The following is a 12171-nucleotide window of genomic DNA, read 5'->3' on the forward strand; positions in this document are numbered from 1 at the left end:
TTACGTGCCGCATGAGGAAGGAAGGCTCCTTCAGTATCTAGACGAGAAGGAAAAGGAGCAGGACCAGTCTTGGGCCAAACGAGCGTGGTTGTTTGCTGTCCCGCTACCGGCTCTTGATGATAGAGATTGCTTTCGCAAACAGATCGTGACTCCGTTTTGGAACGCCCTCATGAGTCTGCCAGGCGGCTCGATATTTCCGGCTGATAGTGCTGCCTTGAAGTTCCCGCTGCCGCAGCCCCCTCATTGATCATGCAACGCTATCCGTCGGCCCGTACAGAACTTGATCCCTCGCAGAAGCGATTGATTCTGGTTAGCGCTAAGCCCGGCTCTGCAACTTTCGCTTCCAACGAGCTTCAGGTTTGAGATAGTGAGGGTTAAGGAGTTCTGTTCCTAGTCGTTATTCGAGTTGACCTGAGCCCCAAAGGTCATCCAGCGATGGGCGGAATCCTTTGGTCATTTGAGCCTGTGTGGCTTGGTGATGCAACGGGACGGGGCGCGGAGCCCTCGACACAGCGCAGCGTCCCGTCCCGTTGCATGTCGGACGCTGTTAGCTTGGCGTAAGTTGATGGCGGCAGGTTGCCGATCCCGCTGTGCGGACGAACGGTGTTGTAATCGACCTGCCATTCGGCGAGCAGCTCCCGAGCATGATCGAGTGACGAGAACAACGTCTCGTTCAACAACTCGTCGCGCAGTCGTCCATTGAAGCTTTCCACGAAGGCATTCTGCTGCGGCTTGCCCGGCGCGATGTAGTGCCACTCGATCCGGGTGAGCTGCGACCAACGCAGGATGGCCATGCTGGTGAGCTCGGTCCCGTTGTCGCTGACGATCATCGTTGGGTGGCCTCGTCGGGCGATCGCGGCATCGAGCTCACGACCCACCCGGATCCCCGACAACGACGTGTCGGCCACCAATGCGATGCATTCCCGGGTGAAGTCATCAACGACAGCCAGGATACGGAAGCGTCGGCTGTCGGTGAGCGTGTCGCTGACGAAATCCAGTGACCAGCGCTGGTTCGGTCCCTGCGGCAACTCCATCGGAACCCGTGTTCCGAGAGCTCTTTTGCGTCCACCTCGCCGGCGAACCTGCAGCCGCTCCTCGGCATACAGCCGCCTCAGCTTCTTGTGGTTGATAAGCACGCCTTCACTGCGGATCATGAGAAGCAGACGGCGATAGCCAAAGCGCCGGCGCACCGACGCCAACTCGCGCAGCCGGACGCGAATGGTCGCGTCGTCAGGCCGAAGGCTGAGATAACGCACCGAGGACCGATCAGCCCCAATCACTTCACACGCCCGCCGCTGACTGACCTCAAAACTCGAACAAAGGTGAGCCACAGCCTGCCGCCTTGCAACGGGCGTCACCATTTTTTTGAATTGAGGTCCTTTAGCATGGCGTTGTCGAACATCGCCTCGGCCAACAGCTTCTTCAGCTTCGCATTCTCGTCGGCAAGGACCTTGAGGCGTCGAGCTTCGGATACGTCCAGGCCACCATACTTGGCCTTCCACTTGTAGAACGTCGCGCTGCTGATCCCGTGCTTCCGGCAAACATCACCGGTCTTCGATCCTGCCTCGTGCTCCCGCAGCGCCGCAATGATCCGCTCTTCCGTGAACCTCGACTGCTTCATCTCCGTCTCCCTCAAGGTGGACGGATTCCACCCATTTTTGGAGGAAGTTCAGGGGCTCAGGTCATCGGCCGCAAACTCCTGCGGCGTCTGCTCGGTGAGCACGATATCCCGATTGAGCATGACAATCCGGCCCTTGTAGTCCTTCTCGGGCTTGAACTCGGGATTGGCTGCGGGATCAAATGGCTCGACGAACGCGACCTGTTCGACAGGTACCAGCTTCTTTCCGATGGTGATGACTTTCATGTTGGATCTCCTTTGTTGTGTGGGAAGGAGATTCAGGTGTACCGAAAACAGGCGTGATCACGGATCGAAAGGGTTGGGAATCGGCATGGAAGGAATCGGAATCCTTGGCGATCCATGGCCAGGCAGCAGCCTATCTACCAAACTCCGGGCCGCGAATGGGAAAAGTAAGACCCGTCAGCCGTGCCTGTTCAAAGGGTCGTTGAAGCCACGCGAAATGATCAACGTTGCGCTTGAGCTGGATGCCCTCTTTTTCGATCGCGTGCTTTTCCATGGGACCAAACGGATCATCCGCACGGTGCCGCCCGAGATGATAGAAGTCGGCCCAGTTCTCAAGGTTTGATTTTCTCCAGGCATATCCGCTGCCGCAGAAGACAAGAATGCCCGGACCCAGCCGGATCGCCTTGGCCGCGGCAAGCCGCTCTTCGAAGGCCATCGTATATTCCAGAAAGTGAGAACGCGAAGTGAAAGCGTCCCCGTAGATCGCCCCGCCCTGCTTCTGCGGGTTGACGACAAATTCAACGTTACTGGGGTGATGTTTTTTGCGCTGCTCGAATTTTTGATAGGCCTCGCGCGTAGCCTTCGTTTGAGGCCGCACGGTTTTCACTTCGACATAAAGATTGTCTTTCCCTCGATCGATAACGAAGTCGATCCGTCGGCCGTCAGGCAGCATATCCGGTTCATATTCAATGCGCGCGTTCGAAAGCGCAGGATCGTTGGCGAGGAACTTGGCCATCGCCATTTCATTCACGACTTCAATCAGGCGGCTGTCGTCCTTGCCTTGGCTGGCATGATAGGCCTTAACGGCACTCTCGAATTGGCTCCACAAAACGTTGCCGCGCACAATCCTGTTGCCGGCCCCAACCAGTATAGTCTTGTATTCCCCGGTGGCCTCTTCGACAAACGCGTCGAGATAACATGTCGCATAGAGCACACGGATGAGGTGTTTGACCTTTACAAGCTGTCCCCGCGTTGCCGGCGTGCCGAGAAGTTCGACGATGCGGCCGATCCGATTGAGGCGCAGGCCCTTGAGAATTTAGCGCTGATAGGCCGGTCGGCGAATGGGGCTACCGGTCTGTTCCACCGTAATCGTCGATGGCGGCACAACTGTCTCCTGATCGAGCGGATGATTTTTCACATAGGCGAGGCACAAGCACACACGCGTATGAACACCGTAACGGTTGTAAACCTTTTGCAGTGCACCCTTTTTCCTTTGACTTCAGACCTGCCAAAAAAAAGAAAATGAGCACGTTCCCTCGGCTCCCTTTTCGAAGCTCTAGGCGGGCCAGGATAGCGGGATTACCTGTTTTTGGCAGGACGAACAAATGGGCCAAAACAGCGAGGTGAAAGCGAACACTCCCCGCTGCCCCGGGAATGTCCTTTGCAGCCGCCGAGGACCAACCAATAGACATCGGGAGGACACATGGAGCCGAAGGCCGCCAGCTTGAACTTACGTGCTGACGACATACTGGAAGGTGCTGCTGCAATCGCAGAATTCCTGTTTGGATCACGGGAGCATCGGCGCAAAGTGTATTATTTGGCCGAGACGTCGAGGCTACCCGTCTTCCGGTTGGGCTCCGTTCTCTGTGCGCGCAAGTCGGTGCTCGCAGGATTCATCAAGGGTCAAGAAAAGCAGCCGATCAGATTGCTTCATCTTCGGGCGCAGATCGTTGCACTGACTGGGACCATACGCCAACTTGAGCAGGCCGGGTTCGATACCTCAGAAACGCGTCACCTCGTTGCGAGGCGACGAGCCGAGCTCAAAGGCATGTCGCGCCGGTAGCACTTTGTCCGATCAACCGATCTCGTTCCACAGACCAGCTCTGAAGCGTTGCGGTCCTGCACTTGACCGCTGCCGTCATTTGGCTTTCTCTCGCTTCGGGAGGCGCAATGACGGACTTAGAACAAGGTTTGCCGGGCTATGAACGATTAGAATTGCCGCCCGATCCTGAACTCGCTGATACGCAGGATTGGGACGCTGGCCAATGGCAAACCGATTTTGAAGCCAGCCTCGAAGCAGTGACCTTGTTTTTGAGAATTCGTGATCCCGTTGCGATTCTCGCCCGTACCGCATCGCGCTTTATACTCACCAACCCGCGCATCGAACGTCCAGAAGCGCCGAAGCAGGTCGAAGTTGAGCTCACGCAGATATTGATGCTGCTCAATCGGCACCGACCATCAGCCAATCCGGTCTCGCCGAACAATCTGGCAAGATACTGGCGCCTTGTTCGGCGGCACCTGCGCGGGTTTATGAACAAGCAGCCGAATACAGGCAATGAGTCTGATATCGAGAGGTTCGTGAGCCGCCGTGCTCGTCTTTTCACTCTGTACTATCGAAACATATTTTCACGGGAAGACTGTGAGCACGCGCTGAACGGAATATTGAGGCAAGTTGATAGCCCCTCCGAGGCCGCGCTCGGCTACAGGCTCTCCGATTTGTTTCGCGCCGCCATTCGCATGATGGACTTGGTCCAGGAACGTTTTAAGATCTTCACAGAGCGTTTGCACAACCTTCTCGATACGAAGCGACGATCCGAGCTGGTCGAATGTATCGATTCTTCTGTTCCTCATATCCGCTCGCAAACCGCGTATGGGGAAATTGCACGAACCGGTGGGTCGATCTGGAGGATCTCCGGATGGCTGCATTTCAAATGTCGGAGTTCGCGCACCCCTGGATCTACACACTTTCACGAGCAGATCTCGACGCCGCCTTTCCCGCACCAATCGTCGACGCGCTTTACAGCCTAGCAATTAGACCGAACAGCCTTTCGGAGATCAATCACGAGTACATATACCTGAACAATCCCATCTGGCGGCGCCCCTACGTCCTCCTTGATGATGGGAGCCTCTTTGCGCCGCTGCCTCACCTCATAGTCTCCTTCCCATTCGTAATCCTCGAATCGCTAATGGAGGGTCACCGCTCGCTCGAAGTTGCTTATGAAAGCGCGCGCGCAAACTATCTTGAAGAGGCAATCACAGATCTTATCACGACCGCCATGCCAAGCGCATCCGTTTATCGTGGCGTTGCCTGGGATGATCCGGACACCGGCCAGGTTTGGGAGAACGATGTTGTCGCGGTGGTCGGCAATTTCATCTTTATCTTTGAAGCGAAGTCAGGCCGCATCAAAGACGCCGCTCGGCGCGGCGGCTCGCTGAGCCTACGAAAGAATTTCAATGAACTCTTCGTGCAGCCCGGCGTGCAATCGGGCCGCCTGCAGAATTACCTTAATACCCGCCAGAAGAGCGCGCGTTTGAGACTCAAAACTTCGGGACAGCCGATCAACCTCAATTTAGACAAGCCTAAGGTGGTGTTCACTTTCAGCATCTGTATTGAGCACTTCGCCTCGCTTACCAGCGCCCGTCATTATTTGAAAGAGCTTGGCTTGGTCTCCGAGCAGACGCCCTGGGCGCCCGTCCTATCGCTCGGCGACCTGCAAATGATCGTTCGGTTTCTGGACAGCGAGGTGTCACTCATCCATTACCTTACGCGTCGGGCTACGCTCGAACAGGTTCTCGACTTTGAGGGCGATGAGCAGGACATACTCTCGGCCTACCTGACAAACGGACTATGGGTGGACCGAGACGCACTGGATGGCAAGCGCATCGTCTTTTTTGCCTCGGACTCGCTGGTGCGTAGATCCAAAATGCCGCGGGCGGACAGGACTGTGGTCGACGTTCATGGCGTCTCACTGCCGCCGTTGTGGGAGGCGATCGTCCGCGAACTCTATCGCGATGGTACGCAGCGTCACCGGTTCGACATCATCAACGTCATTCTCAATCAAATGCCGCCGCAGCTTGCGGAGCTCGAACGCAGAATCCGACGGTTCAGGCGCGGAGTTCCTTCGCCCGAGGACGACATCTCTTACGTCACGTTCCGGATTGGCAGCAAAGTATTCGCATTGGCCATCCATCTGCTAAAAAAACTCCCAGACCGGCAAGAGTGGCACGAGATGGGACGCAATGTGGCTGCCGATCTAATGCCGGACGAAGGGAGCGTCGAATGCGCGGTTTTCCTATTCGTGCGCCGCACACGGCACGCCACCTTCGACGGAGCAAGCTTCTACCGGTATATCAGGCCACCGCAATCTGATTCAACGCAACACCCTCAGCCACGCGGCCACATCTAAATGGATCTACTTGTATTTCTTTTCCGTTTCGCGCTGAATTGCACCTGAGAGCAACTTAGCGTTTTCAATCACGTCCGTGAAATATGGTTCGTCCACGACCAATTCCTCTCCGACCGCCCCTCGTCCTTTCCTTCCGGCTTTTTCTACATAGATCTTGTTGATCGCGCCTCGGTTGTGAACGATCACATCGCGCGACGCCTTCATTTCGATGAAGCTTTCAAGGATCTCGGTCTTGATGTCGATCGAAAGAACCTTCGCGAATTTCTCCAAGTAGTCCTTTGGTTTCGCGAATAGCAGTTCCTGACAGCGCGATTCGATCACGGCTTCGAGAAGGACATCGCGATCCTCCAATTCAAGAAAGAGATTGAGAGGGATGTTCTTGTCGCCAATCAGGACTAGCTTCTCCGGCTTATCGAGGATCGCAATTCTGAGGCAATCTTGAATAAATGCCTCGACGCGAGATACTATTGCCACGATATTTGTTTCGAAAATTCCCCGATCGCACTGCGCTTTAAACACGTCACCGACATCCCTATCGCGCCGTCTGCTCACGACATCCTGGTTTCGTTTGGGTACCGAGTATTCCTTCTTGGCACTCGACTTGCTGTTGCGCAGCTCCTCCGCCTTTTTGTCCAATTCAGGCCGAAGCAGATGCGTAAATATCCAAGCATCATTGAGGTAGCGAAAGAGTTGAATGTGCTTGTCGTAGATCTTTCTGGAAACCGGATGCTTGCGCGTCACTTTGGTTATCATCGCCTATGGACTGGATGTGAAAGGAAGAGACCAAAAGCAGGCCAGCATAGCATGCTCCCGCAACAGTTGTAGTTCCCTTTCGGCGGAAGAAGGCCCGCGCTACTGCGCTATTTGATGAGAACCTTTTCAAGATCGGCGACAAGTCGATCCCGTTTTTCCTTGGAGAGCTTGTCGAGGTTCTGCTGGCGCCATTTGATGGCCGGCAGATTGGTAGCATCAGATACGCCGAGAAGATCCCAATCCGGTTGACCACATTCGAAGGACACAAGGAATTTTCGGTGATCCTCGGGCATCTTGCCGACGATCTCATCGACGAGTTTCTTGCGCGCGTCTATCAGCTCGTCCCTCGACACGGGCTCGTCGGTCATCCCTTCGAAGCCGTGAAGGAATTCGTCGCTGATATCTTTCTGAGGAGAGCCAAGCACCTCGAACATCGGCCGGTCGTGACTCAAGAGATAAACGATGAAGGCCTTGCGTAATTCGTCCGTAATTCCTTCATTGGCCAGCAGATCGCGAATATCGAACAGGTCACGCGGATGCTGGCGATCCAAAGCGGCGACGATTTTTCCGCCATAGAGGTCGGCGAAGGAAACCGAGCGGGCCTCTGCAAACCCAAACTCGCCTTCGACGGCGGGACGCACGGAGGTCAGAACAGGCTCAAAGACGCAACCGCGCAGCACCGGCGTGACTTCAATCTTGATCTGGACGAGCTGGCTACGAACGACAAGTTTGACGATGGCCCCCTCTTTTTGGGTTTCGTGGACCTGTACACTTGGGATTTTCTCTTTGATCTTGCCGACTAAGCGCTTCATCGCCCCGTCAATGTCGGCAAGGGATTCAGCTCGCGGTGCTATGGGAACATAAGTGAGATCTATATCCACGGAGAGTCGGGGCATGTCGCGAACGAACAGATTGATCGCGGTGCCGCCTTTCAGGGCGAAGCACTCTTCCTCGGTGACGAACGGAAGAGCGCGCAGCAGTAGCGCGACCTGCTTTTTATAAACGTCAGCGAACGCCATCGAGGTCTCCGGGGACGGTTATCTGATAGGCAGGATTGAGGACGCCACCTCTAACGAGCATGCGTTTGCCTTGGCCCAGATCGACGGTTTCTTTGCTGAGGCGTTTGAGCCAGGCATGCTTGTGGCGATCTGCAAAGTAAAAGAAGAGGCGTTTGACCTTCACGCTCACACAATCTTGCAAGAGCTTTTGTAGGCGGTCCGGCCGAAGATTGGCGAGGCCGCCAAGCAGTGTATCGACTTGCTCGAAACTTTCACTATTGGGCAATTCGTCGAGCAGCTCAAAGGCAGCGCGCTCAGGCGTCGATAAGGTCAAGGGCCAATCCCATTGTCCCCAGTTCAATTGAGCTACGTCACCTCCGCGAAAGGCCGTGACGTCGAGCATCTTCCCGGTTTTGACGTTCCAACGGACACTGCTTATGCCTTTTGCGACGGGCTCGTTTTTGAAGAGCCGCCGGTCGTTGTGGTAGACGAACTTGACGGACAGCGGCAGCTTCTGAACCCAGCGCGGCGGCGCCTTTGGTCCGTAGAGATGAACGCGCGTCGTCGATTGCGGGAGGTAGTGTGCATAGCCTTGCAGCTCGAGCGCCGTCCGCCCGCCAACCACAAGCGGTGAATAGTTGAGGATGGTTTGTAGGGATATGACGACCTGCTGCCAGCTTAGGGCGCCACGCGGACGCCGGAAGACACCTCGGTTGGGCTGTTCGAGCCACCCTGACTTTACGTACAGGTTTTGAAGCTGGGTGGAGTAGCCGTGGCGTTTGAGCCAAGCTGAATCCACCAGCAGCCCTTCCGGGAGGAGCTTGTCGAGCTGGTTTAGAAGATGTCCCTTTGATCTAGTCATGCTTGACAATATAGCATATATTCAAACCGATAGCTAGTTTGAAGATTCTCACATAGATCAATTAATACTTGATAATCTCTAAGAACAGCAAACCAGCCAGAATGCAGCGTAAATTTATGCGGTTCTTTCAGTACCAGCCGCGGCGGAGCCGTCTTAGACAGCCGGATGCCGGCTCGGCAGGCCTTCTGAAAGCTGTGGACAGCCGGAACACCCCATTCACGCGAAAGAACAAATCACGCACGCTTCGGGAGCAATTTTTGCGAGGCCTTTCCGTCCCCGATCCGCATCGCGACCACCGATCGGCCTTCCCTCGCGCCCACCAACCCAAAGGCGATTACACAAGTAATATTTATCAGTGGTTGTATGCGCCCAGCAAAGCTAGCCTGAACCAATGGAGCAAGCAGAGTTCATCCGCATCGTAACGGAAGCGCCAGGCATGTTTGCTTGGATGCTCGGCGCGGGCTCGTTCCAAAGTGCAGGCCTACCTACAGCCTGGGATATCATTTGGGATCTAAAGCGGCGCTACTACTGTTCTGAAGAGCACCAGGAAGTTTCGTCGAACGATCTGCAAAACGCTGCGGTCCGCGAGAAGATCGAATCCTATCTGATGTCGCGCGGCTTTCCCGCGTCGAGCGATCCCACGGCCTATAGCCGAAGTTTTGAGTTGATCTTCGGCGCCGACCTCGAACGGCAGAGCCGTTATCTGCAAGCCAAGCTCTCCGAAAAAGCATCATCCCTCACCCTCGGTCACAGAGTCTTTGGCGGCCTGTTCAGCACGGGAGCAATCAAGGTCGTGTTTACGACCAACTTCGATACGGTCGTCGAACGCGCTGTTGCGGAAGTGACCGGCAAGAGCCTCGCTGCATTTCATCTCGAAGGCAGCTACGCCGCAAAGCAAGCACTGAACAACGATGCCTTCCCGATCTACTGCAAGCTTCACGGCGACTTTCGCTTCACGAGCATCAAGAATCTTACGGAGGACTTGAAAACACAGGATGCCGAGATGGGCGACTGCCTTGTAACGGCCTGCAATCGATTCGGCATGATCGTGGCAGGCTACAGCGGTCGTGACGAGAGCGTGATGCAGCTCCTTCACCGCGTTCTTGACGGCCCCAATCCATTCCCCCATGGCCTTTACTGGACGACCCTGAAGGGGCGGCAGCCGCTCCCGGCCGTGACCGCGCTATTAGAAGCGGCTCACGCCAAGGGTGTGCGCGCGGAACTCATTGAAATCGAAACCTTCGATTCCATGATGTCGCGGATCTGGAAGCAATTCCCGGACAGGCCAAAAGAACTGATCGAGAAGATCGACCGGACCGGCTCTCAAGCCGTTTCTATTCCGCGCAAGGGAGCAGGCACCGGCGAGCCAATTCTCCGCCTGAATGCGCTTCCGTTGATACAGCTACCCGACACTTGCCTTGAACTCAGTTTTGCGGCCCCCAAGGACTGGGATGATATTCACGCCGCGGAAAAGCAGGCACGTAATCAGATCATTGCGACGAAAGGCTCTTCGATTTTGGCGTGGGGCAGCGAACAAACCTTGCGACAAGCGTTTGGCAGGGATCTCAATTCCTTTTCGCCCTGCTCGATCAAGGACCGCCTCCAGGATTACGCGAACAATCTCCAGCTTAAGGGCTTCATAGAGCGTGCGATAGGCCTTTCCCTTATCCAAGGGAAGCCGCTGCTGATGCGGGATTGGCGCGGCGGATCGGTCCTTATTCTCGATCGGCTACATCTTAATCTGGACCTGACACGGGGCATCTCTCAATGTGTCGGGGGCAGTCTGCATGGCCGGATTGATGGCATGGTCTCCGCGATAACCCCGGATCATCCCAAATCCGAAGAAGTGTGGTGGGCCGAGGCGGTCAGGCTCGATGTGGACGAAATTGACGGCCGGTTCTGGCTTGTCCTGAAACCCGATGTCTGGATTTGGCCTAAGCACGTACGACAGCAAGCCACGAGTTTTCTGGATGAGCGGCTGGGAAACCGGTTCAACAACCGGGGCGACGCATTGCTCTCGGCATGGATCAATGTCCTGCTTCCCAGCTCGGGGCGGGCGGCCGATCACGTTTTGAAGCCATTCGAAGGACTGGAGGGTCCCGGCTCGCCGAAGATCGTCGTCAATGCGCGCACGGCTTTTAGCCGGAGGATGATTGCATGACTGCATCGCCTTCGGAAATGGATGGATATGCGACGATCCCCGAACCGGACCTCGTTTTTGCCGGTAACGGCTTGGACAAGCATCCCCTCCGTGGCCTTCTTCAGCATGGCCCGTATAGCCTGCCGCTCGGTATCCCAACGCGGGTACGCGTCGCCTTACTGGCTCCGAAGGGGTTGCTGCCAAAGCTGGACGGCATTCTCCGCGAACTGAAGGGCTCGGCTCGGCCGCGCGAAGCGCTCAACTACTATCCGGAATATCCGGGCTTCGAAAAGCTGTTCCGTACCCCGCTGATTTCCGAGACAGCACGCCGGTTCGAAATGCCGGAGGATCTCAACCAGCTCGCGCTTCAGGGTAATCGCAATGAACTCGCGCGTCAGATTTTCGATGCGATCGGCAAACTGAGCCTGCACCGTGCTGAGTTTGACGTGCTGCTCATGTACCTGCCGAATTCCTGGGAAGCTTGCTTTGAATCGCCGGGCTTCGACCTGCACGATTTTCTCAAGGCATTCTGTGCACCAACCCGGATTCCGATCCAGATTGTCCTAGAGGGCGCCCTCCTGCGCAAATGCCGCGCGAATGTGATGTGGGGCCTGAGCGTGGCACTTTATGCCAAGGCTGGCGGAATTCCCTGGAAGCTCGCCGGCCTTAACCCCGACGAGGCCTATATCGGCATCAGCTATGCGATGAAGAAAGGCAGCGACGGGACTGACTATACGACCTGCTGTAGCCAGGTGTTCGATCCGGACGGCACTGGCTTTCAGTTCGTTGCCTACGATACCAAGAGCTTCACGCAGGATCGGCGCGGCAATCCGTATCTCGACTACAATGAAATGCTGGCCGTGATGTCCCGCAGCCTTGAAATCTATCAGAGCGGGCACTCCGGTCGCCCTCCCAAGAAGGTGACGGTACACAAGAACACCCCCTTCAGGGAGGAGGAGATCCTGGGAACCCTCGATGCGTTCAATGACCGCACAAACGTTGAGCTTGTCCAGATTGTAAAATCATCGAACTGGATGGCGCTCGCCTATGGCGATAACAAACGCGCCTCCGGCTACCCTCTTCTCCGCGGGACACACTTACCACTAACCGCCGATGCCGCATTTTTCTGGTCACAAGGCAGCGTGAACGGCGTCCACATGACGGCATCCAAGCCGGTCTACAAGGAAGGCAATCTCAAACCAATCCCATCCCCGCTTCTGCTCAAACGGTTTACCGGTGCGGGAGGATGGCACGATACCTGCGCCGGTATTCTCGGGCTTACGAAAATGGATTGGAATAACAATACGCTCTATAAAAAACTGCCGGTGACGCTCGAATATTCTCAGCGCTTCGCGCGAATTATCCAGCAAAATCCCAATATGGTCGATGACGTCTTCGATTTCCGGAATTTTATGTAGATTTCCGGATCA

General features: G+C 55.8%; 11 protein-coding genes and 1 pseudogene. 5 read left to right on the forward strand and 7 right to left on the reverse strand.

What is annotated here, in order from left to right; genetic code table 11:
- Positions 1-425: 425 nt before the first annotated feature.
- The 4 genes and pseudogenes from GA0061098_RS27140 to rpmD form a co-directional block, all read right to left on the reverse strand.
- A protein-coding gene (locus GA0061098_RS27140) for an IS3 family transposase (RefSeq protein ID WP_430649279.1) occupies positions 426-1621 on the reverse strand; the annotation gives its coding sequence in 2 pieces (ribosomal slippage) (positions 426-1360 and positions 1360-1621; 1197 coding nt in all).
- Positions 1622-1669: 48 nt separating this feature from the next.
- A complete protein-coding gene (locus tag GA0061098_RS27145; RefSeq protein ID WP_091963827.1) occupies positions 1670-1864 on the reverse strand; it encodes a hypothetical protein in 195 nt (64 codons plus the stop codon).
- 130 nt (positions 1865-1994) lie between these two features.
- Complete coding sequence (locus GA0061098_RS44045) at positions 1995-2795, reverse strand: hypothetical protein (RefSeq protein ID WP_245323664.1); 801 nt, start codon at positions 2793-2795, stop codon at positions 1995-1997.
- Positions 2790-2966, reverse strand: a pseudogene (gene rpmD, locus GA0061098_RS46295) (50S ribosomal protein L30); the annotation flags it as partial. The gene GA0061098_RS44045 and the pseudogene rpmD, both read right to left, overlap by 6 nt.
- Positions 2967-3284: 318 nt before the next feature.
- Here rpmD and GA0061098_RS45685 point away from each other — a divergent pair.
- The 3 genes from GA0061098_RS45685 to GA0061098_RS27170 all read left to right on the forward strand — a co-directional run bounded on the left by GA0061098_RS45685 (position 3285) and on the right by GA0061098_RS27170 (position 5988).
- Entirely contained in the window at positions 3285-3644 is a 360-nt protein-coding gene (locus GA0061098_RS45685; RefSeq protein ID WP_208610690.1) for a hypothetical protein, read from the forward strand.
- Positions 3645-3751: 107 nt separating this feature from the next.
- Complete coding sequence (locus GA0061098_RS44050) at positions 3752-4609, forward strand: hypothetical protein (protein WP_129590951.1); 858 nt, start codon at positions 3752-3754, stop codon at positions 4607-4609.
- Entirely contained in the window at positions 4498-5988 is a 1491-nt protein-coding gene (locus GA0061098_RS27170; RefSeq protein WP_091963835.1) for a hypothetical protein, read from the forward strand. Before GA0061098_RS44050 ends, GA0061098_RS27170 begins: the two co-directional genes overlap by 112 nt.
- Positions 5989-5994: 6 nt before the next feature.
- Here GA0061098_RS27170 and GA0061098_RS27175 read toward each other — a convergent pair whose 3' ends face one another.
- From GA0061098_RS27175 to GA0061098_RS27185, 3 genes are all read right to left on the reverse strand, one after another.
- Positions 5995-6729, reverse strand: a complete 735-nt coding sequence (locus GA0061098_RS27175; protein WP_129590952.1) for a hypothetical protein — start codon at positions 6727-6729, stop codon at positions 5995-5997.
- A 119-nt stretch (positions 6730-6848) separates the two neighbouring features.
- On the reverse strand, positions 6849-7760 hold the full coding sequence (locus GA0061098_RS27180) for a nucleotidyl transferase AbiEii/AbiGii toxin family protein (RefSeq protein WP_091963841.1): 912 nt from the start codon (positions 7758-7760) through the stop codon (positions 6849-6851).
- Positions 7747-8601, reverse strand: a complete 855-nt coding sequence (locus GA0061098_RS27185; RefSeq protein WP_091963845.1) for a type IV toxin-antitoxin system AbiEi family antitoxin domain-containing protein — start codon at positions 8599-8601, stop codon at positions 7747-7749. Before GA0061098_RS27185 ends, GA0061098_RS27180 begins: the two co-directional genes overlap by 14 nt.
- Positions 8602-8992: 391 nt before the next feature.
- On the opposite strand from GA0061098_RS27185, the gene GA0061098_RS27190 reads away from it, so the two are divergent.
- Both GA0061098_RS27190 and GA0061098_RS27195 read left to right on the forward strand, forming a co-directional pair.
- Positions 8993-10762 carry an SIR2 family protein gene (locus GA0061098_RS27190; RefSeq protein ID WP_091963848.1) on the forward strand — a complete coding sequence of 590 codons (1770 nt, stop codon included), beginning with the start codon at positions 8993-8995 and terminating at the stop codon, positions 10760-10762.
- The gene (locus GA0061098_RS27195; protein WP_091963850.1) at positions 10759-12159 is read left to right on the forward strand and encodes an argonaute/piwi family protein; all 1401 of its coding nucleotides are present in this window, start codon (positions 10759-10761) and stop codon (positions 12157-12159) included. The genes GA0061098_RS27190 and GA0061098_RS27195 overlap by 4 nt, the downstream gene beginning before the upstream one ends.
- Positions 12160-12171 lie beyond the last annotated feature (12 nt).

It is taken from the genome of Bradyrhizobium shewense (genome assembly GCF_900094605.1).
GTDB classification, from domain to species: Bacteria; Pseudomonadota; Alphaproteobacteria; order Rhizobiales; family Xanthobacteraceae; genus Bradyrhizobium; species Bradyrhizobium shewense.